Source organism: Geotalea uraniireducens Rf4 (assembly GCF_000016745.1).
GTDB lineage: Bacteria > Desulfobacterota > Desulfuromonadia > Geobacterales > Geobacteraceae > Geotalea > Geotalea uraniireducens.
In genome coordinates, this window is sequence record NC_009483.1 from 3,683,751 (window position 1) to 3,705,081 (window position 21,331).

The following is a 21,331-nucleotide window of genomic DNA, read 5'->3' on the forward strand; positions in this document are numbered from 1 at the left end:
CTAATTGCGGGAGTTCGGCAAGCCTTATCCTATAGGGAAGGAACAAGGCCGAGATACGTCATGAGCTTCTTGGGGTGATCGAACCTCGTAAGGTCGCCAATCTCCGCTACTGTAGTTGCTGCCACGATGAGGGAAACTCCCCGGAGCGCTTGCAGTGCCTTGACAACGGGAGCCATGCGCCAAGTGGGAACCAGCGTCTCAATCTGCTGGGTGAGTCGTTCTACTCGTGCAGTGGCTTCTTTAATGGTGTTTATATATTCTTGGAACACCACCTGTTGCGCTGGCATAGGCATCTTCTGATCGGCGAGCCAGTTAAAGTGCAGTTTTGTCCAGTTATCCTTTGGATACCTGAAGCCTAAGCGAAGCAGCATGCCACCTAATTGTTGTTTCGATATACGCTGTGCTTTTTTGGCGTCCTCCCTCGCGCGAGTGAGGTCACGCATGGCCTCGTCATCCGTACGGGGTACGAACACGTAGGTCAATTCTCCGGCACGGTGAAGGCGAGCAAGCATCATGGCGTCATGACGATCCGTCTTGATCCGGTCAGCAGGGCTCTTGGGTATATGTGCAGGTGACACCACGGCACAGTCAAAATTTTTGTCTGTCAAGAAGCGAAAAATATCATAACCGCAGGGACCGGCTTCATACACGAAACGGAGTTCCTTACTCGTAGAGGCCAGCTTCTTTACCAGACGATCAAGATCGTCAAGTCCTCCACCGATAGTCCTATAATGCCTTACCTCGGCATTGCGACCGGCATCGGCAAGGGCCACACTAATCGAGTTTTTGTGTACATCGAGACCAACAAATGTGATAAGCTTTTCCATGACCTGCCTCCTTGGTTGTGGCTCTGCGCCGTGGTGATTTTAGTTTCCACAGCATAACCCACGTTTGCAAGGATGGCAGGTCTTTTTGTTTCTACGTTTCAACTGACAACCATTATGTCTAGAAAGTCGAACGTTCCCGGTTTATCACCGGTCTTTGCCAGGTCAGCACGTACGAAACGCCCACAGCGCATAAGCCGCGTCTTTTCCTCCGCCAATTCCAGTCCGAAAACCATCAGTTTACATTATTGCATTTTTTAAAATGCCAGTGCCGGGGTTCGATCCAGGCATTTTTTGCTCCTGCCATTTTTTCTTCGGATTCGCCCAAAAGCGCCTTCCCCCCCTCGTGATTATATATGCAGGGGATTCGAATCTCCCTTAATCTGCACCAAAAAGGAGGAGGTATTCATGGACGTGCTGGTTTGTGATCTAGGCTTTTCATCGGCAACGTGGATCTACGGCGGGCGCAAAGGAAGGATAATTTCCGCCTTCAGCTACAACGGCGAGAATCTGCTGATAGGGGAAGAGGCGCTGTTGTCATCCGGTTCTTCTTACCTGAAAACGATGGAGGAACTGGGAAGGTATTACCCGGTCTTCATCGAACACTGCCAAAAGGTGGCGGCGACCGGGGGAGACTTACTCCTTGCGGTCGGGCTTCCTTATTCCTATTGGCAAGAGCAGAACAAACCCGGCGGAGCGGTTCCCGCACTGGCGAAGTCTTTGACCTGCGGCGCGATCAAGGAAGTCGCAATATTTCCCCAGGGTCTCGGCGGTATCAGGGACTATCTGGACAAGTTGGATGAGCGTCCAACTGGGAACGTGCTCGGCATCGACATCGGATTCAACACCATCATCTTCACATTGTTCTCACCACAGCGGAAACAGATCATCTATGGCAAGACCCTCAACAAGCGCGGGGTGCATCAGATGGCAACGGGTTTCCTTCTCCCACGCATCAAGAGCCTTGCCCCATCAGGAACCTTCACGCCGGTCGAGATAGCGTTCCTGATCGAGAAGGGTTATCTCCAATATGGCTTCGAGCGGCATGATGTCACCAAAGAGATCCACGAAGCCGGCATCGCTTACATTGAGCATATCATCAGGGATGTTCAGGGGGAATTGCAGGCACACGTAGGAATGCATGCGGATTTTGATCGAGTGCTGCTGTTTGGTGGTGGCGCCGCCCTGCTCAAGGATGAATTCCCGGCCAAGAATATCGAGGTCGTTATACTTCCCGAGCCTGAATTTGCCAATGCCAGGGGCTTCCTATCGCTTGCCGGCGGAAAGTGAGCTTGCCATGCCACAGTACACGATCAAGCTGAACACCTATGATCCGGCCATAGTCGAAGCATTCGAGCGGTTACGCAAAAGCCGAAAGCAGGCTGCATTCACCCATGAAGCGCTTAAGTATTTCCTCGCATCGGAGAAGGGCGTACAGGTGATCGGCCTCATGAGCCGTGACCAGTTGCCCTCGTTGCGTCCCGCTCATGACGTCATTAAGGTTGAATTATCCCAGAATCCCGTTCCCGCGGCACAGACCGTTTCCACAGCGCCATCCCCTGATTTGTCCAAAGACTACTGTTGTGACGTCATGGAAAAAATCCTGAAATGAGGAAGATCATCTCAGGACAGTAGGTTGACCATAAACCAAGTCCCCTAATTCAAACCGGGTTAGGGGGCCTCGATTATGTTGGGAGTCTATTGACTGAAAAACGGGCGTGGATTTGAAGTAGGAGAAACTGATGCTCCCCATTTTGCTCCCTAAAAAGGATTTCCAAAACGGACACCGAAACGCATCCGAAAATGTACCAAATCGGAAGCGGAGCAGCCGTGAATTTCTCTATATACATTTGAGCCTCTTGCAAAAGTCCTGACCAGAAATGCATGAGGCTAGCGAGGAGGTCACCTTGACCTCAGTTTTTGAAATAAAGCCAACGCAGGGCAGCTAGTAGCGCCGTTTTTCTAAATCTGGCCGCACTACTCCCTCTGGATGGGTTTTTGGGTCTTTGACAATCAGCAACCAGTTACTTTGAGCAGCTGATCCGCAAACAGAGCGAGCATACCGAACATCAGGTGCATCATGACCTTGTGCGGTCCGCGAACCATGACGCTTCGGCCACCGAAGTCTTCCTTGAGACGGCTATTGCATCGTTCCGAAGCAGTCCGTTCGTTATAACGCTTCGCTTCGTGCGGAGCCATGGGAACGACCTCTTTACGCCGCGGATTACGGTCAATAATTGGCACGTGCCCGAGTTCTCTGCTTTGCCACAGCTATCGAGCCAACCTTGTTTCGTGCTATCCTGCACTCTTCTGGACTGTTCTTCTTCGTCTCCTCGCCCGCGCTGCCACCCGCTCCGCTGCCAAACGTGTATCTCTGGGCTTGTCAACGAGCTGCACGTAAAGCCAGTGCCCCGGCGGGGAAGGTCGCCGAAGAAGACGGCGGCAGCGGTCTTGAGGTCACCGTGGATGTCTAGCAACCTCTTCATACCCCCCTCCATCCACTGTCAGCAGCTCGCTTTGAGTTGATGGATTTTTAGGACCAAGACTCCCGAGGTTTCTCCGGGTCTTTGCATTATTCAATTCGTTGCGTTCAAGAATCCCAAAAAAGAGGCCACGCGAGAGGCCACGCGTAAAGGAAAAGGGGTTAGCCTTGTATGGCTAACCCCTTGAATTTCTTGGAGCGGGAAACGGGATTCGAACCCGCGACCTTCAGCTTGGGAAGCTGACACTCTACCACTGAGTTATTCCCGCTAAATCGAGTGCTATATTTAGCCTATCGGCGCCTCTTTTGTCAACAGGTTTTTCGTGAGAAAGGCCTCTGCTTCTGCCTTGGTGCTTGCCATGCCGGTGCTTTCCGCTTCCCGCAAACGTTCCATTGCCTCTCCAACTGCCGGTCCCGGCCCGCAACCGAGGAGGCGCATTACTTCCGAGCCGGAAAGGAGCAGGTCTGCTCCTTCCGCCACATAACCGCTGAAGTAGTAGGTGATGAGCCTGGCGCAGAGCTCAATTGCAGCCGCCCCGCCGGCCAGGGCGATAATTATGAGCCCGGGACCGGCCGGTTCGGAATCTCTGAAAAAGCGGTACATGGCCCGGTCGGAGAGCTTTTCCGGGGTCATGGCGGACAGGGAGGCGCCATCGCTTGCCGAGCTTCGGAGGATGCGGCGCGACCGGTTGCCCAGCCGCAGTTTCCCGGCAACGACCTCTAGCGCCCCTGGAGCAGCCTTGCTGTCGATCAATGCTGCCAGCTTCACGAGGGACAAGATGCTGATCCCCGCTTCCACCTCACGACGGAGATGCTGCAAGAGCTGTTCATTTCCAGCGGGGAAATAATCGGCCGGTTCTGCAATGATCCGCTCTACCCGTCCGGCGACGGCAATGCGGTGTTCAACGGAAGATCGGCGTTCTTCGGCTGTCGGCAGGCTGCCTGCGCCGAACATGACAAGGGGGACAATCTGCCCCAGCAGGCCGGAGTCTAGCAGCGCGTTCAGCGACGTCTCGATTCCGGGCGCAGCCAGGATCTGGAACAGTTCGTCCCTGACCCGTTCCCCTGCCACGCGTTCCAGGAGGGCCGATTCCATGGTGATGGTCTGCCGGGATGCTTCGTCGATGGCAAAGCCGAGAGTTGCCGCAAAGCGAACGGCGCGCAGGAGGCGCAGCGGGTCGTCGCTGAAAGATGCCGGGGAACAGGCGCGGATGATGCCTTTCTGCAGATCGGAAAAGCCGCCGGTCGGATCAATGAGAGCATACTTGCCTCCCGCAAGAGGCAACGCCAGCGCATTGATGGTAAAATCGCGCTGCGACAGGTCTTCTTCGATGGTTTCCCCCCGCTGCGGGGCAAAATCGAACGTAAGGACACCGTCCCCGCCTTTTCGCACCACCCTCCCCTGAAGCCTTTCCTCATCCAGCCAGAAAAAACTCCCGCCGATGCTTTTGGCAAACCGCCGAGGCAGTTCCGCACATGCTCCGGTCAGGGCAAAATCGAGGTCCTTCAGCCTTCTTCCAAGGAGAAGATCTCGCACCCCTCCTCCGACCAGGTAAGCCTTTACGGCAAATTCCCCGGCCAATCCGCCGATTATCCGCACGTTTTCATCTGCGGCTATTTTCTCCAGGTCGGTTATCATATTGACTCAAGTTTACCGAAGCAGATGCCTCTCGGCAACAAAAAAGCCCGCACATGGCGGGCTTTTTCAGCGGGATAAAACCGGCAACAACTTAAACTAGCGATCGTTTTCTTTCGACAGCGCAGCCAGCATCTTTTCAGCCACATCCTTGCTGCTTACCTGGTAGGCGCCTGCCTCGATCTTCGATTTCAGTTCATTAACCTTGTCGGCACTGAAATCGGAGGCGCCCTTCAGGGTGTTGCTGGTTTTGTTGAAACGCTCTGCACTTTGGGATATGTTCACCTTGTCGACGCTTTTAAGGGACTTTGACGCGGGTTCGGCACCCTTGGCGTCCCCCTCGACTGCATGTTGCTCTACCCTCTGAAGCCTGGAAAGTTCTACCACCACTGACTGGCTATTATCGTCTATTTTCATTTGGATATACCTCCAACAGGAATACAATCTAATTTCATATCGGCGCCTGCAGAAAAAACTTTAGGAAAAAATCACATCGGAAGAAATTTTTTTCAGATGGGGAGTTCCAGCAACCCGGGAAGCGCATTTATCCGGTAGTCCGCCCCGATAATATCACCCTCATCTCCATAGCCGTAACTGCATCCGACCGTCGTTACCCCTGCACCTTTGCCGGCGGCGATGTCGTTGATGCTGTCTCCCACCATCAAGGCCTCGTCGGCCGAGATGCTGAAATCGGCCAGCAGCTTCAGAACCGGGGCAGGCGACGGTTTGCGAAACGGCAGCGAATCTGCGCCGAGTACGGCTGCGAAATATCCGTCTACACCGAGTACGGCCAGGAGCTTTTGGCAGAGAGCAACGTTTTTGTTGGAAATGACGGCCAGCAGTTTTCCCCGCTTCTTCAGCTCGTCGAGGGCTTCCTTTACCCCCGGATAGAGCCTGGTTTTATCGGCAATATGCGTGTTATTATAAGCGAGAAAGATACGCAATCCTTCTTCGATTTCATCCTCTGAAGCCCCCGGCAATGCACGTTCGAGCAGCTTCCGCGCACCCTCACCAACCAGCTTCCGCACATGCTCCGCAGTTAAATCCGCCATGTTGAAGTGACGGCGCACCTGGTTGGTCGCATCGGTCAGGTCAGCCAGGGAATCGGAAAGGGTCCCGTCCAGGTCGAAAATGATCAACTTGATTGTCTGCATACAAAACCTTCTGCCTTTCTTATAAAAAAAGGGCGCATGCAGCGCCCCTTCGTCTATTCCCATTCTATGGTCGCGGGCGGTTTCTGGCTGATATCGTAGACGACCCGGTTGACCCCTTTGACCTCGTTGATGATCCGCGAAGAAATGCTTCCCAACAACTCGTAAGGCAATTTTACCCAGTCGGCGGTCATGCCGTCAAGGGAATTGACCGCCCTCAGGGCCACGGTGTTTTCGTAGGTTCGGGCATCTCCCATGACGCCGACGGTCTTCACCGGCAACAGCACGGCAAAGGATTGCCAGATTTCCCGGTAGAGCCCTGCTTTTCTGATCTCGTCGATAACGATGGCATCCGCCTCGCGCAGGATATCGAGATTCTCCCTGGAAAGTTCGCCGATACAGCGAATAGCCAACCCCGGGCCTGGAAACGGCTGACGGTAGATGACCTCGTCCGGCATCCCCAGTTCCTTCCCCAGGAGGCGAACTTCGTCTTTGAACAGTTCGCGGACCGGCTCCAGGAGTTTCAGATTCATCTTCTCCGGCAGACCGCCCACGTTGTGATGGCTCTTGATGACCGCTGACGGCCCCTTGGTGGAGACCGATTCGATGACGTCGGGATAGAGAGTCCCTTGGGCCAGGTAGTCGACCTTGCCGATCTTTTTCGCCTCTTCCTCGAACAGGTAAATGAACTCATTGCCGATGATCTTCCGTTTTGTTTCCGGATCGGAAACGCCGCTCAGTTTTTCCAGGAAACGATCGCTGGCGTCCACATAATCGAGGTTGATGCGGAAATGCTTGCTGAACAGGTTGACGACTTTCTCTGCTTCACCTTTGCGGAGCAGGCCGTTGTTGACAAAGACGCAATGGAGCTGGTCGCCTATCGCCTTGTGAATGAGGACCGCCACGACCGAAGAATCGACGCCGCCGGAAAGTGCGCAGAGAACCCTGCCGGTCCCCACCTTGCGGCGGATGGACTCGATCTCTGTTTCGATGAAGTTGGCCATGGTCCAGGTGGGTTCACAACCGCAGATATTGAAGAGGAAGTTGCCGAACATCTCGTCGCCGCGCGGGGTGTGCACCACCTCCGGGTGGAACTGGACGCCGTAGAAATGCCGCTTCTCGTCCTTCATTGCCGCAACAGGGCAATGCTCGGTATGGGCGATCACCTGGAAACCGGCCGGCATCTCCTCGATCCGGTCGCCGTGGGACATCCAGACATCCGCAGCTCCGTCGAAACCAGCGAACAGGTCGCTCACATCGTCAAGCTGCAAGGAAGAACCGCCGAATTCGCGCTTGTCCGAGCGCTCAACCTTTCCCCCGAGCTGCTGGGTCATCAGCTGCATGCCGTAGCAGATGCCCAGCACGGGAAGCCCCAGGTCAAACACACCGAGATCGGAGTGGGGCGCATCCTTATCGTAAACGCTGGAAGGACCGCCGGAAAGAATGATCCCCTTCGGGGCGAACTCCTTGATTTTCTCAAAACTCATGGAGTAAGGATGAATTTCGCAGTATATGCTCTGCTCCCTGACCCGCCGGGCAATCAACTGGGTCACCTGGGAGCCGAAATCAAGGATGAGAATTTTTTCGGAGTGTATGTCGGTAGTCATATATATCCTTTCAAATTTCAAACGAATTTGTAAAAAGTTCCATATGCAAGGCTTGCGAGCATAACGCCGCAGATGGACTTTTTTCGAATTCGCTATTTCTCAATACGGTAGTTGGGGGCCTCTTTGGTAATCATAACATCATGAACATGCGACTCTTTGAGTCCGGCGCCGGTTATCTTGAGAAAACGGCCGTTTGCCTGCAGCTCCTTGATGGTCCGGCAGCCCGTATAGCCCATGCCGGCGCGCAGGCCTCCCATCAACTGGTGGACATTGGTAGATAACGGTCCGCGCAGCGGCACCATACCCTCGATTCCCTCCGGTACCAGCTTGACATCGCTCTCCACGTCGCTCTGGAAATAGCGGTCCTTGCTCCCTTCCTTCATGGCGCCGATGGACCCCATCCCCCGATAGCTCTTGTAGGCGCGCCCCTGATAGAGAATGGTGTCGCCGGGTGATTCCTCGGTGCCGGCAAAGAGCGATCCGACCATGATTACGTCTGCGCCGGATGCTACTGCCTTGGTAATATCTCCGGAGAATTTTATGCCGCCGTCGGCTATCAAAGATACGCCGTATTTTCTGGCGACTTTTGCACACTCGGCAATCGCCGTGATCTGCGGCACTCCGATACCCGCAACAACCCTTGTCGTGCAGATCGAACCAGGACCGATTCCGACCTTGATGGCATCTACGCCGGCCTTGATGAGCGCTTCCGCGGCATCGGCGGTGGCGATGTTGCCGGCCACCAGTTCAATGCCGGGAAAATTCTGTTTCGCGAGCCTTACCGCATCGATGACCCCTTGCGAGTGGCCGTGGGCAGTGTCGATCACGATCACGTCAACCCCGGCTTTCATCAGGGCGTCAATGCGGGCCTCCATATCGGCAGTCGGTCCTACCGCGCCGCCGACCCGCAAACGGCCGAAGCTGTCCTTGCAGGCGTTGGGATATTTCCTGATCTTCTCGATATCCTTGATGGTAATGAGCCCCTTCAGGTTTTTATCGCTGTCGACAACCAGCAGCTTTTCGACGCGGGTATGCTTCAGATGTTCCTTGGCCTGCTCCAGGGTTGTCCCTACCGGCACGGTGACCAGATTACGCTTGGTCATCCGTTCGGAAATGAGGAGATCCAGGTTGGTCTCGAAGCGGAGATCGCGGTTGGTCAGTATCCCCACAAGCTTGCCGTTGCTCTTGGTTATGGGGACTCCCGAAATCCGGTACTTGGCCATGATCTCCAGGGCTTCGCGGATCTTCTGGTGCGGGCGCATGGTGATCGGATCGACGATCATTCCCGATTCGCTTTTCTTTACCTTGTCCACTTCCATTGCCTGATCCGCTATGGAAAAGTTTTTATGGATAAAACCGATCCCCCCTTCCCTCGCCATGCTGATGGCGGCACGGGCTTCGGTAACGGTATCCATGGCAGCGCTGACAAGGGGGATATTCAAGAGGATATTGCGGGAAAGATGGGTCGAAAGGTCAACATCGCGGGGCAGTATCTGGGAATGGGCAGGAAGAAGCAGAACGTCGTCGAAGGTCAGACCTTCGGGGATGTTGTTGTCTAACATTACAAACTCCTTTGCTTGGTAATCGCAAAATATTTAACCTGACAAGCTAGTACAGGCAGTCGCCCAAGTCAAGTTAAAAGGGGTTAAACCTGCATACATTCTTACCCTTCTTCAGTCTCTCAGCTCGGGATAAATGTCTGTTTATCCGTTATTCGCGCCAGAGTCGCGACAATCAGCCTGACGGCGTTTTCCAGATCGGCCAAAGAAAGTACCTCCACAGGAGTATGCATGTAGCGGAGGGGTATTTTCACCAGGGCCGTGGCAACACCGCCGCGGGATATCTGCATGACGTTGGCATCGGTGCCGGTCGCCCTTGGGATGCCGGTAAACTGCACCGGTATGTTCTCGCGCGCCGCCGTATCGGCAAGAAGCTCGAACAGGACAGGGTTTATGTTCGCCCCCCGCGGCAGAATCGGTCCCTTGCCGATCCCCACTTCACCGTTGTGCTTTTTATCAACGTCCGGCTGGTCAGTGGAAAAATCGACTTCGACACAGATACCGATATCAGGATTCACCGTATAGCTGCTCGTTGTTCCTCCTCGCAGCCCCACTTCCTCCTGCACCGATGACACGCCGAAGAGATCGACCGGCAGTTTTGCGCTTAACGCCGCCACCTGCCGCAACACCTCCGCAACGACAAAACTCCCCGCCTTGTCGTCGAAACCGCGGGAAGTGACCCGGTCGCCATGAAGCTTTTCCAGGCCGACGGCAAAGGTCACCGGGTCGCCGACCCGGACCAGCGTTTCCGCCTCTTTCCTGTTAGCAGCGCCGATATCTATGTACTGGGCATCGAGCTTCACCACGGTCTCCCGCTCCTTGGTCTCCATCAGATGGATCGGCTTCTTGCCGATCACCCCCGGAACAACCCCCTTGCAGCCATGGATATTCACCCGCTGACCGGGGGTAATATGAGGGTCAACCCCACCGATGGCGGCGAAATAGAGAAAGCCGTTGTCGTCCAAGTACTTGACCTGAAAACCTATTTCATCGGAGTGACCGACCAGCATGACCCGCGGCCGCTCCACACCAATGCCCTCGATGGCACCGAAGACATTACCCATGACATCGGTGCTGACTTGGGCAAAGGGGGCGATGTAAGCGCGGAATATCCGCTGGGCCGGTTGCTCGTATCCTGACGGACTGGGAGCCTCCAGCAGTTTCTGTAAAAATTCAAAGGATGCATCGCGCATCAACCACCTCCATAAAATATTTTCAAACCATCAACCGCCGACCGCCGACCGCCTCTACATCGGATACTTCCCCATCGCAGCAGGATCGAGATTTTCCAGAAAATCCACAAAACGGCGTGCATCGGTTTCCCGGGAAAAATGCCCTTCATTCAAATCAAGCATGGGTGCCTGCTTCACAACCTCTTCATGCACCATTACCGGCAGTTTATACTTGAGGGCAGCCATCATCGCCTCGCTGACACGCACATCGACCAGATGTTTTTTGCTTTTGCCGCCGAACTTGACCGATGCGGCAAACACGCCGTCCCGCAGACTTTCGATGGCAATCTTTTCAATCCTCATCCCCATCTGCTGCATGAGAACCGTCAGCAAGTCGCCCCGCCCGCTCTGGAAAGATATGTCCCGACTGATAAGCTCGACAGCAAGCGAGACGGATTCTTGAGTGCTGATCCAGATCGGCACCGAATTCTCACCCGCATCATCCTTCAGGATTATTACCGGCATTTGCGCGATGGCATCCAGGGCAAAACCGAATATTTTCATCTCGTGATACATATTACCTCACTGTTAAATAGTTTAAAACCACCAATAGCACTACCGGCAGAGCTCCCCCTGCAACGAATTCTGATCACCGCGGGTAATCATGACATTGACGATGCTTCCTACCAGGGAGACATCTGCTGCGAGGTTAACAACCCTGTTCCCCGAAGTCCGGCCGTAAAACTGTCCCCCCCGCCTGCTCTCCCCTTCGATGAGGACCTGCTGAACGGTGCCGACAAAGCTCTTGTTGGTTTCCAGGGTGATGCGCCGCTGAAGATCCAGCAAGCGGCTGAGACGCCCCTGCTTTTCATCCTGGCCGACTTCGTCTGCATATCCGGCCGCCTTTGTTTCCGGCCGTTTTGAATAGATGAAGGAGAAGACATCGGTATACCTCACCTCCTCCATGAGCGACAGGGTTGCCTGGAAATCCTCCTCCGTTTCGCCGGGGAAACCGACGATGATGTCGCCGGTTATCTGGATCGAAGGACATGCGGCCTTCAGGCGGGCAATCGACCCGAGGTATTCCTCGCGGGTATACCCCCTGTTCATTGCCGCCAGCACCGCGTTGCTCCCCGACTGGGCAGGCAGATGAATATGTCTGCATAGTTTGGGGATTTCGGCAAAACAATCGATCAGCGGCTGAGAAAAATCCTTGGGATGGGAAGTGGTAAAGCGGATGCGCTCGATGCCCGGGATCAGCGACACCTCTCGCAACAGGGCGATAAAGCTCATCTCGCCGGAACTTTTGAGACCGTAAGAGTTGACATTTTGACCCAGGAGGGTCACTTCCTTGACTCCATTTCCCGCCATTCCCCTGACCTCGCCGAGGATGTCTGCCGAGCGGCGGCTGATCTCCCTTCCGCGCACATAAGGGACGATGCAGTAGGAGCAGAAATTTTCACACCCCTGCATGACGGTGACGAAGCGGGAGACCCCGTCTGTCCGTTCATCAACGGGAAAGAGATCAAGCCTGGTTTCGTTGTCGATAAAACCGACTTCCGCAAGCCGCTCCCCCTTCTCCGCCGCTCTGACCAGCTCCGGCAACAGGTGAAGATTGTGGGTTCCGAATACGATGTCCAGATGTGGGACATTTGCCAGCAGCCGCTCACCCTCCTGTTGGGCAACACAGCCGCCTACCCCGAGAATGATGCCCGGTTTTTTCCGTTTCAGCCCCTTGTACTGGACAAGATGATTGTAGACCTTCTCTTCCGCTTTCGCTCTGACACTGCAGGTATTGAGAATTACAAGATCAGCCTGAGATGAGTCCTGGGTGGGAAAATAACCGATCCCTTTCAGCAGCGCTGCGATTTTTTCCGAATCACTGACATTCATCTGGCAGCCGAAAGTTTCGAGGTACAGCAGTTTTTCTCTTGTCACGTTGTTCCTTTACCGCCCTGATTTGCGTTAAATAGTACGCAATTTGTCCGCACCACGTCAACTAATTTCCTCCCTTAAACAGCAGCACAACATTTACAGGTCCGACCGAATCGTTAACGTCATATAGCCGAGAACAATATAGTTATTTGGCAAAATGGGCACCGTCGCCACACATATAATTATCTGAATATTTTGATATTATTCAAATAGGCACATATATTGCTACATCCATATAAACAGGACATTATATCTTGACAACATTATCCCCCTGCAAATATAGTCACGCCTTAATTAACGGCGCTCTAATCACGGTTTTTTCCATAAAAGGAGGTGATTGCTAGTTCTGGTTTATAGGCTATCAGCCGATGACAACAAATTCCCAGTAAACAGGTTTGCAGTTGTTGTAAAAAAATAGAAAAGGAGAAAACATGAAAAGCATCTCGAAGAAAATCCTGTCAAGCACTCTGCTGCTCGCCCTCTCCATGCCCCTCACAGCATTGGCCGCAGACCAGGACCTGCAACAGAAAGTCGATTCAATGTCCAAGGAACTGGAAACCCTGAAACAGCAGGTGAAAAGGACCGAGGACAAATCCCTCGGCAAATGGTTGACCATCGGCGGCGATTACCGGTTCAGGATTGACTCTTTGCAGGGAAAAACCAAAGCATTCACCGATGTGAACAGAACCTTTTCCTTTGCCCAGCAGCAAATGAATAACGGCTTTTTGTCAGATCCCGTTAATTTTGGCCCGTCAGTACTTGCATTTTCCAACTTTGCCGCTGGCATGAATCAGGTAAGGACTTTCAATGGAGCGAATGCGTTTCTTGGTAATCCAGCCAACCAGGCGATGCTTGGGCAGCTTCAGAACTTTGCACAAATGGTCCCTGCTCAAACCGTCAAGAATGACACCCTCTACACCAATCGCCTCGGCCTCGACCTCCACGCCAAGGCCACCAAGGATGTAACCGTCAATGTCCGGCTCGTTGCCTACAAGACCTTCGGCTCACTGGACGACAGTGCAGTGACCGGCAGCGGCGGCACCCCCTTCTTTGCAGACCGGGTCGGCGTATTTGACGGCACCATCGGGCACGTTCCTTCCAGCGACTTCCTCGGCGTTGACCGCGCCTATGCCACCTGGTCCAACATCGCCGAGCAGCCTGTATGGTTCTCGGTTGGCCGCCGCCCCTCCACCAACGGCGTACCCAGCCATCTGCGGATGAACAATGAAAAACCGGGGAACGGCGGCACCCCTGCCCTGCTCGTGGACTATGCCTTTGACGGCATGACACTCGGCTGGGCCCCGGACTTCGACATGCTCCCCGGCGCCTATGCCAAGGTCTGCTACGGCCGCGGATTTGAAGCCGGAGTTGATACGCCGAACAGTTCCGGCAATACCCTTCGTGATACCGACATGCTTGGCGTGGCGGTCATCCCTTACGACACTGACCCGCTGCGCATCAGTTTCCAATGGAACCGCGGCTTCAACATCTTCGACTTCCCGGTCATGAACAACACCGCCTTCGGCGACACCGCCCCTACAGTGGAACTCGGTTCCATAGACTGGTACGAACTGGGCGCCCTCAGCACCCAGAAAAACATTGGCCCAGGCACTCTCAACCTGTTTGGTTCTTTCGGCCTGAGCGTCACCCATCCAAACGACAATGTATCCGCCAATGCCGGTTTTCAGGGACTCTTGACCGGCCAGTTCTTCAACCCCGAGGCGCCAACCGACAAGACCGGCTGGGCCGCCTATGTGGGCGCACGTTACGACTACACCCCGACCCGCACAAAACTCGGTTTTGAGTACAACCACGGCTCCAAGAATTGGATCACCTTTGCACCGGCAGCAGACGATATGTGGACAAGCAAAGTCGGAACAAGAGGTAATGTCTACGAAGGATACGTGATCCAGGAGCTGAATCTGCAGCCGGTTTCTTCCTATCTCAGCAAGACATTTTTCCGCCTCGGCTACCAGTACTATGACTTCGAGTATACCGGCAGCAATAACTGGGTAGGCGCTCCGCAGAAGATTGCCGATTTGCAAGCATCCAGCATGCAACTGCTGGCACCGCTGAAAAGCGCCCAGAACATCTACTTCACCTTCGAGGTTAAATTTTAATATTGATATATATGGTATTTTATATTATTGTAGTTTTATTGAGCGAGGGGGTAGCACCCCTCGCTTTCTCACGATATATTTAAAGGTATTACGGCATGGTGCCGAATATATAAAATGAATCGCGGTTCAACAATCTCAACAAGAAAAAGGAGCAGCAGATGAAAAAGTTGGTTTCTCTCATGTTACTGTTCGCCATAGTCGGTCTTGCCAGCCTGTCATTCACCTCTGTCGCCAGCGCAGAAGAAGTGAAGATGGTCGGCGTCATCACCAAGATCGAGATAGCGGGCAAAGACGCAAAAACAGCCACGGCAACGTTGAAGGACAACAAAACGGGAAATCTGGTCGTGATTACTGTTAACGATGAATTGACACTGGACAAATTCAAGGACCACCGCATTGTCGAAGGCGATGAAATACGCTGTAAATACGAGACGGAAAACGGCAAAAACGTCAGCAAGCTTTTCAGGAAAACAGCCGGCTGTTAAGTGGAATAGTTTGTTCTCTTTCAACACTATAATTTAAATCGCTGTAGTTCGAACAATTGCAGCGTTTTTCTTTACCGCACATATCATTGTATTTGAATATTTATATATAATACAATTTTTACCAAACTCTATTTAACGAGGTCACCCATGAAACTTCACGGATTTGTCACTACATTTATGGTAGCTTGCCTTGCCTCTGCCCCGGCGATGGCCAAGGACCATCCGGGCAAGGAAGCAATCGAGAAAAACGGCTACAAGGGGCCGGCTACTTGCGAAGAATGCCATCCCGGCACGGCCAAAGGCTTTCTGGACAGCGTCCACTGGAAACATGCATCAAAGGTAAGCAATGTCGAGGGATTAGACCCCAAAAAAGAATACGGCATGAAAAACCGGATCTATACCATGTGCAACGGTAATGATATCGTCAACAACCTTAAAGAGATCCCGAAGAGCCCGGAAACGGGCAAGACCAAGTTCACCGGATGCAACACCTGTCATCCTGGCAACCATCTGAGCGATGTGGGGAGCACCGGCGAAGCCGCGGAAAACGCCATCGATTGCCTGGTCTGCCACTCCACCGACTATGATTTCAGGAAACGAAAGCCTTACAAGGACGAAAAGGGGCAGATCGTCATGGGCCAGGACAGAAGCACAAAGGCCGCCCTGGCGATCAGCAAGCCTACGGTTAAAAACTGCATGGTCTGCCATGAAGCTGCCGGCGGGGGCGTGCTCGTCAAAAGAGGGTTTGCCTTCACTGCAGAGACCGATGCCCATGCAGCCAAGGGAATGGTCTGCGTGGACTGCCACACAGCCAAAAACCACAAAATCCCCACAGGTTATGACCCTAACAACTGGGCAAACGATGGTGTACGTATTTCCTGCGCCGACACGGCGTGTCATGGCAATAAGCCCCACAAGGATGCTGACCTGAATCGCCATACGGCAAGAATCGCCTGCCAGACCTGCCACATTCCCAGGACTGGCGGCGCCTTTGCCAAGGACTTCACCAAGTGGGAACAGAGCCCTGACAAGTTTTATGAGCCGACAACCCTGAAGAAAGAAGCCAATGAAACCGTGCCGGTCTATGCCTGGTACAATAATACGGTAAAAAACACCCCGACCTTCATCGGCCCGAAAGGGAACAGAAAAGACAAGACCAGCAAGATCTATCCTTTCAAGATCTTCCAGGGCAAGGCATTCTTCGACAAAAAGACCGGCAAGCTCATGTCCATGGATTTCGCCCCGCCCATGGCAACCGGCGATACGCTGGCAGGCGTGGCATCGGCTGCCAAGACCTTGGGGATCAAGAACTATACACCTGTTCCTGGATGGCAAACCATCTATTTCGGCAGCAATCACCTGGTCACCAAGAGCAAGGCGTTTTCCTGCGCAAACTGCCACGCACCCAACGGAGTTCTTAATTTCAAAGATCTCGGTTATAGCGAAAAGGAAATCCTGCGGCTGACCAGCCCCGCGATTTATATGGAAAGCATGGTCAAAAAACAGAAAGAAGAGTGGTAATAAATCTTCACCGACTTAAAGCACAACCCCACCCCAACCTTCGTTGGATGCAATTCGGGCGGCCAGATCGGCCGCCCATTTTTTACATTGGAATTTGATTTTCCCTTGACAGCAGTTTCCTCCAAGTGGTATAAGTTTAACTTTCGAAAATTATCCAACAATTTTAAAATACATCGGAGGTGTAGTTTGGCAAATCATAAATCGGCACTCAAGAGAATCAAGCAGACAGAAAAAAGAACAGAAAGAAACCGACATGTCCGCTCGACCCTGCGGACTTTCATAAAGCGTGTTCGTGAAGCAGCAGCGGCAAAGGATGCAGCCCTTGCCAAAGAAGCACTGGCAGCAGCTATTCCCGTTATCGACACCGCGGCTTCCAAGGGTGTTATCCACTCCTCCAATGCCTCACGCAATATCTCAAGGCTCACCAAACTGGTAAACACTCTGGGCTAGTAACGGCTCGCAGCAACAGTCACCATCTGAAAATTAAAAGGGATTCCGTGTCACGGAATCCCTTTTCTTCATCCTTCATCCTTCACTCTTCTTACCTCTTGCCGCACACTTCCATGGTCAAACGCTCCATGAGGGCAGCAGGTTTCCCCCCACCCGTCTTTAGCGCCAGGTCCAGATCGAATAACCGTTCAAAAACCCCTTTGAGTTCGGTGGTACGATAATTCCGTGCCTGTTCGATCACTTTTTTCAGGAAATAAGGATTGATACCGGCGGCCTTGCCGATTTCATTGGTGGGAATCTTGCGATCCAACAACTCCCTCACCCGCCAGAGCTGGCGAAAATGGCGGGACAGCATTGCCAGCACCAGCAGAGGGGCTTCGCCGTCGCGCAGAATGGTATAGAGGGTGCGCAATGCCTTGCTGAGGTTCTTTTCTCCAAAGGCGTCGGCCAACTCGAAAACAGTGTCGACCTTGGTATCGGATACGATCTCCTTTACATCGCCGACAGTTATGCTTTCCCGCTTGCCGCTGTATGTTGCAACCTTCTCGATTTGCGACGCCAGTTCCTGGAGATTGTTGCCGACCATGTACGCCAGGAGGTCTGCAGCAGCAGGTTCGATGCGTTTACCGTACGCCTTTACCTCTTCACGGATAAACGGCCCTAACTGGTTCTCGTAAGGACGCTTGAATTCCACCAGCTCGCCCGTTTTTTTCATTTCCGTGAAGAATTTTTTACGCTGGTCAATCTTCTCCCCCTGGAAAATCAGGCAGGTTGATGGGGAAGGATTCTGGACATAGCCCGTCAGGACTTCGAGGGTTGCTGCGGACAATTCATGACTTTTTTTCACCAGAATAGCGCGCCGCTCGGAAAACATCGGCAAGGTTTGCGCTGCGCTGAATATTTCCTCCCCCTTGCATTCATTGCCGTAGAACACGTTCAGGTTGAAATCACGGAAATCAGGTGATACCACCTGCTCCAGCAGTCGCTTTACCCCCCTTTCGATCAGGTAAGGTTCATCGCCATACATATAGTAAAGGGGACCGATGTCCCCTTTTTCCAGAGCCCGTGCAAACTCTTCCGGCTTCATAAAATCGTACCCCTAACCCCGACGAACGGGATAAGTCCCTTCACGAAAAATTCTTCGCAAAAAACATGCAAATAATTTTTCTAAGGGACTAAAAGTCTTCCTGTGTCTTCTCGTGAATCTGTTCCGCCAGCCGACGGCATATCTCCCTGACAGCGGCATCTTCGCTGTTTTGCTGTAAGGCAAGGTTCGAGTTTGCCGGATAGTCCTGACTCCCGGAAAGCTCCCCCTTCCAGAGAACCTTCCCGCTCTGCCTGTCGGACAAGGTCGCAACGACCTTGATGGTCAAACGGTACTCCCTTATCTTGTCGGCGGCAGTATATGAAACAGGGGTAACCGCATAGGAAAGAACCGCGCCGCTCAGGACAAGCCGAGCAGCGGCTTCGTCCACGGCCTTCCCCCCGCTGCGCCTGGCAAACTCGTCGACCAGGTTTGAAGTAAGGACGGTTTCCAGTCCGGGATGGTAACTCTTGTTGGCAAAGACAGGAATATGAACCCCGTCCTTCCCCCCGACAGGCGAACCAGCCACACTTCCGACATGGTGATAACCGCAACCGTTCAGAGCAATACCGACAATCATCAAAAGCCAGAAGGCAAAAAACCTGTGCAAACCAGTAGTCCCCTTATTCATTAACCTACAACGATGTTAACCAGCTTGCCGGGAACATAGACAATCTTCTTTACACTCTTCCCTTCAATAAACGGCTTCACCCGCTCGTCGGCAAGGGCGGCGCCTTTTACGTCATCTTCCGAAGCGGTAACGGCAACGGTCAGCTTCCCGCGCAGCTTGCCATTAACCTGAACAACGACCAGCAGCTCTTCATCAATTGCCGCAGCTGAATCAAATGCCGGCCAGCCTGCCTGCTCCAGGCTTTTATTGTTACCGAGCTGGGCCCACAGCTCTTCGGTGAAATGGGGAACAAAGGGGGCAAGCAGCATCACTACCGATTCGATTGCCTCCTTGAGCACCGGTGCATTTTGCGGACTGTTTTTCGGCTCAAACGACTGGATGGTATTGACCAGTTCCATTGTGGCAGCTATGGCCGTGTTGAAGTGGAACCGTTCCTCGATATCTTCCGTCACCTTCCTGATGGTCTTGTGCACCTGGCGGCGCAACCCCTTCCCTTCGTTGGTCAACCCGGCAGGATCGAGAGCTCCCGCACCGCCGATGATGGGCAGGGTATCGTAGACCAGTTTCCATACACGGTTGAGAAAACGGAAACTGCCGTCAACCCCCTGATCGCTCCAGTCCAGGTCCTTTTCCGGCGGCGCAGCAAAGAGAGAGAAGAGTCGGGCCGTGTCAGCACCGTATTTATCGATAAGGGCGTTGGGGTCGACCACATTCCCCTTCGACTTGCTCATCTTCGCCCCATCCTTGATCACCATCCCCTGGGTGAGAAGGTTGGTGAACGGCTCGTCGATGTCGCAATAGCCCAGATCGCGCAATACCTTGGTGAAGAAGCGCGCATAGAGCAGGTGCATGACCGCATGCTCGATTCCGCCGATATACTGGTCCACCGACATCCAGTATTCGGTCTTCTCCTTGTCCAGCGGCCCGGAAACAAAGTCGGGGCAGCAGTAACGGAGGAAATACCATGAGGATTCCACAAAGGTGTCCATGGTGTCGGTCTCCCTGCGGGCGGCTTCGCCACACTGGGGACAGGTCGTATTGACGAAGGAATCCACCTTATCCAGTGGATTACCCCCCTCACCGGTAAACGTGGCGTCCATGGGAAGAACCACCGGCAGATCCGTTTCGGGCACGGGCACCGCTCCGCAAAGGTCGCAGTAAATCATGGGAATAGGGTTCCCCCAGTAGCGTTGCCGTGAAATCCCCCAGTCACGCAGACGGTAATTGACCGTCTTCTTGCCGATGCCCTCCTTCTCCAGATAATCGGCAATCTGCTCTTTGGCCGCGCCGCTTTTCAGGCCGTCAAACCTGCCGGAGTTGACCATGATCCCTTCAGCAGTGAAAGCTTCCGCCATCGTCTGCGGGTCCAATGCCTCCCCTTCCGGCTGGATCACCACACCCATGGGGATATCGTATTTCCGCGCGAACTCGAAATCGCGCTGGTCATGGGTCGGTACCGCCATAACCGCCCCGGTGCCGTAGTCGGTCAGGACAAAATTGGCGAGATAGACCGGCATCCGTCGGTTAGTGACCGGATTTATGCAGTACGAACCGGTAAACACCCCTTCCTTTTCAAAGTCTTCTGCAGTGCGCCGGATACGATCGGTCTTCTTGACCTTCTCGATAAAAGCCGCTACAGTTGCCATGTTTTCAGGGGTAGTCAACTCCAGTGCCATGGGATGTTCCGGCGCCAGAGACATGAATGTGGCGCCGAACAGGGTATCCTGACGGGTGGTAAAAACCTTTATCTTGTCCATTTGCCCTTCGATGGGGAAATCTATTTCGCAACCGGTGCTTCGCCCTATCCAGTTGCGCTGCATGGTCAGGACACGCTCCGGCCAACCGGGGAGCTTGTAGGTGTATTCCAGGAGTTCCTCTGCATAGTCGGTTATCCTGAATGACCACTGCTCAAGTTCCTTCTGATCCACATTACTGTCGCACCGCCAACAGCAGCCGTCTTCAACCTGTTCATTGGCCAGAACAGTTTCACATTTGGGGCACCAGTTAACGGAAGATATCTTTTTATAGGCAAGACCCTTTTTATACATCTGCAGGAAAATCAACTGCTCCCATTTGTAGTAGTCCACGTCGCAGGTCGCAAGTTCCCGATCCCAATCATAGGAAAGGCCCATTTTTTTCAATTGGCCCCGCATATAAGCGATGTTTTCATAGGTCCATTTGGCAGGGTGGCTCTTGTTCTGGATCGCCGCGTTCTCTGCCGGCATGCCGAAGGCATCCCACCCCATGGGATGAAGGACATTAAAGCCTTTCATCCTTTTGAACCGGGCTATCACGTCGCCGATCGAGTAGTTGCGCACATGCCCCATGTGAATGCGCCCCGAAGGATAGGGAAACATTTCCAGAAGATAATACTTTTCCCTCGTCTTATCCTCGGTTGCCCTGAAGCTCTTATTGGCTTCCCAGAATTTCTGCCATTTCTCCTCAACCCTGCTCGGGAGATACTTTTCTTCCACATCAACCTCCTGGCCCGGTCATGCCGGGGCAATAGAACTGAAAAAAAGCATTTCAGCACGGAAACGCAGCAAACACGGTGAAAATCACAGGGTCAGGCTTATATGCTTCGATAGCGAGCGGCATTGCCTGAATCCACCGACATCCTGATTTTTCTTTGCGTTCTTTGCGGCTTTGCGTGAGTAAATGCTTTCCACTATGA

The 21,331-nt window shown here is 53.4% G+C and carries 19 protein-coding genes and 1 tRNA gene; 6 read left to right on the forward strand and 14 right to left on the reverse strand.

Annotation, left to right across the window (positions count from 1 at the left end):
- Nucleotides 1–29 precede the first annotated feature (29 nt).
- Nucleotides 30–827: an IS110 family RNA-guided transposase gene (locus GURA_RS15865; RefSeq protein ID WP_011939944.1), complete on the reverse strand. Its 798-nt coding sequence runs from the start codon at nucleotides 825–827 to the stop codon at nucleotides 30–32.
- A 405-nt stretch (nucleotides 828–1,232) separates the two neighbouring features.
- On the opposite strand from GURA_RS15865, the gene GURA_RS15870 reads away from it, so the two are divergent.
- Together GURA_RS15870 and GURA_RS15875 are read left to right on the forward strand one after the other, a co-directional pair.
- Nucleotides 1,233–2,114: a ParM/StbA family protein gene (locus GURA_RS15870; RefSeq protein ID WP_011939945.1), complete on the forward strand. Its 882-nt coding sequence runs from the start codon at nucleotides 1,233–1,235 to the stop codon at nucleotides 2,112–2,114.
- A 7-nt stretch (nucleotides 2,115–2,121) separates the two neighbouring features.
- Nucleotides 2,122–2,436: a hypothetical protein gene (locus tag GURA_RS15875; protein WP_011939946.1), complete on the forward strand. Its 315-nt coding sequence runs from the start codon at nucleotides 2,122–2,124 to the stop codon at nucleotides 2,434–2,436.
- 401 nt (nucleotides 2,437–2,837) lie between these two features.
- On the opposite strand, the gene GURA_RS24415 is transcribed toward GURA_RS15875, so the two are convergent.
- From GURA_RS24415 to miaB, 10 genes are all read right to left on the reverse strand, one after another.
- On the reverse strand, nucleotides 2,838–3,023 hold the full coding sequence (locus GURA_RS24415) for a hypothetical protein (protein WP_157046232.1): 186 nt from the start codon (nucleotides 3,021–3,023) through the stop codon (nucleotides 2,838–2,840).
- A 477-nt stretch (nucleotides 3,024–3,500) separates the two neighbouring features.
- Nucleotides 3,501–3,575: transfer RNA gene (locus tag GURA_RS15885), tRNA-Gly, on the reverse strand.
- 17 nt (nucleotides 3,576–3,592) lie between these two features.
- Complete coding sequence (locus GURA_RS15890) at nucleotides 3,593–4,945, reverse strand: tRNA nucleotidyltransferase/poly(A) polymerase family protein (protein WP_011939947.1); 1,353 nt, start codon at nucleotides 4,943–4,945, stop codon at nucleotides 3,593–3,595.
- Nucleotides 4,946–5,041: 96 nt separating this feature from the next.
- Nucleotides 5,042–5,359, reverse strand: coding sequence for a flagellar biosynthesis anti-sigma factor FlgM (gene flgM / locus GURA_RS15895; protein WP_011939948.1), 318 nt, complete (start codon nucleotides 5,357–5,359; stop codon nucleotides 5,042–5,044).
- Nucleotides 5,360–5,451: 92 nt separating this feature from the next.
- Nucleotides 5,452–6,096: an HAD family hydrolase gene (locus tag GURA_RS15900; RefSeq protein WP_011939949.1), complete on the reverse strand. Its 645-nt coding sequence runs from the start codon at nucleotides 6,094–6,096 to the stop codon at nucleotides 5,452–5,454.
- Nucleotides 6,097–6,149: 53 nt separating this feature from the next.
- Nucleotides 6,150–7,700 carry a glutamine-hydrolyzing GMP synthase gene (gene guaA / locus GURA_RS15905; RefSeq protein WP_011939950.1) on the reverse strand — a complete coding sequence of 517 codons (1,551 nt, stop codon included), beginning with the start codon at nucleotides 7,698–7,700 and terminating at the stop codon, nucleotides 6,150–6,152.
- Nucleotides 7,701–7,792: 92 nt separating this feature from the next.
- A complete protein-coding gene (gene guaB / locus GURA_RS15910) occupies nucleotides 7,793–9,262 on the reverse strand; it encodes an IMP dehydrogenase (RefSeq protein WP_011939951.1) in 1,470 nt (489 codons plus the stop codon).
- A 119-nt stretch (nucleotides 9,263–9,381) separates the two neighbouring features.
- Nucleotides 9,382–10,452, reverse strand: a complete 1,071-nt coding sequence (locus tag GURA_RS15915; protein ID WP_011939952.1) for a M42 family metallopeptidase — start codon at nucleotides 10,450–10,452, stop codon at nucleotides 9,382–9,384.
- Between the two features lie 54 nt (nucleotides 10,453–10,506).
- Nucleotides 10,507–11,007: a bifunctional nuclease family protein gene (locus GURA_RS15920; protein ID WP_011939953.1), complete on the reverse strand. Its 501-nt coding sequence runs from the start codon at nucleotides 11,005–11,007 to the stop codon at nucleotides 10,507–10,509.
- A gap of 39 nt (nucleotides 11,008–11,046) precedes the next feature.
- Entirely contained in the window at nucleotides 11,047–12,369 is a 1,323-nt protein-coding gene (gene miaB / locus GURA_RS15925; protein WP_011939954.1) for a tRNA (N6-isopentenyl adenosine(37)-C2)-methylthiotransferase MiaB, read from the reverse strand.
- A 428-nt stretch (nucleotides 12,370–12,797) separates the two neighbouring features.
- Here miaB and GURA_RS15930 point away from each other — a divergent pair, with 428 nt between their 5' ends.
- The 4 genes from GURA_RS15930 to rpsT all read left to right on the forward strand — a co-directional run bounded on the left by GURA_RS15930 (nucleotide 12,798) and on the right by rpsT (nucleotide 16,942).
- Nucleotides 12,798–14,486: a DUF3373 domain-containing protein gene (locus GURA_RS15930; protein WP_011939955.1), complete on the forward strand. Its 1,689-nt coding sequence runs from the start codon at nucleotides 12,798–12,800 to the stop codon at nucleotides 14,484–14,486.
- A 158-nt stretch (nucleotides 14,487–14,644) separates the two neighbouring features.
- Nucleotides 14,645–14,971, forward strand: a complete 327-nt coding sequence (locus GURA_RS15935; protein ID WP_011939956.1) for a hypothetical protein — start codon at nucleotides 14,645–14,647, stop codon at nucleotides 14,969–14,971.
- 147 nt (nucleotides 14,972–15,118) lie between these two features.
- The gene (locus GURA_RS15940; protein ID WP_011939957.1) at nucleotides 15,119–16,492 is read left to right on the forward strand and encodes a cytochrome c; all 1,374 of its coding nucleotides are present in this window, start codon (nucleotides 15,119–15,121) and stop codon (nucleotides 16,490–16,492) included.
- Between the two features lie 186 nt (nucleotides 16,493–16,678).
- Nucleotides 16,679–16,942 (forward strand): 30S ribosomal protein S20, encoded by a 264-nt coding sequence (rpsT, locus tag GURA_RS15945; protein ID WP_011939958.1) that lies wholly within the window; start codon nucleotides 16,679–16,681, stop codon nucleotides 16,940–16,942.
- A gap of 91 nt (nucleotides 16,943–17,033) precedes the next feature.
- Here rpsT and holA read toward each other — a convergent pair whose 3' ends face one another.
- The 3 genes from holA to leuS all read right to left on the reverse strand — a co-directional run bounded on the left by holA (nucleotide 17,034) and on the right by leuS (nucleotide 21,131).
- Nucleotides 17,034–18,029, reverse strand: coding sequence for a DNA polymerase III subunit delta (holA, locus tag GURA_RS15950; protein WP_011939959.1), 996 nt, complete (start codon nucleotides 18,027–18,029; stop codon nucleotides 17,034–17,036).
- 88 nt (nucleotides 18,030–18,117) lie between these two features.
- Nucleotides 18,118–18,636, reverse strand: a complete 519-nt coding sequence (gene lptE, locus GURA_RS15955; protein WP_011939960.1) for an LPS assembly lipoprotein LptE — start codon at nucleotides 18,634–18,636, stop codon at nucleotides 18,118–18,120.
- Between the two features lie 20 nt (nucleotides 18,637–18,656).
- A complete protein-coding gene (gene leuS, locus GURA_RS15960; RefSeq protein WP_011939961.1) occupies nucleotides 18,657–21,131 on the reverse strand; it encodes a leucine--tRNA ligase in 2,475 nt (824 codons plus the stop codon).
- Nucleotides 21,132–21,331: the final 200 nt, after the last annotated feature.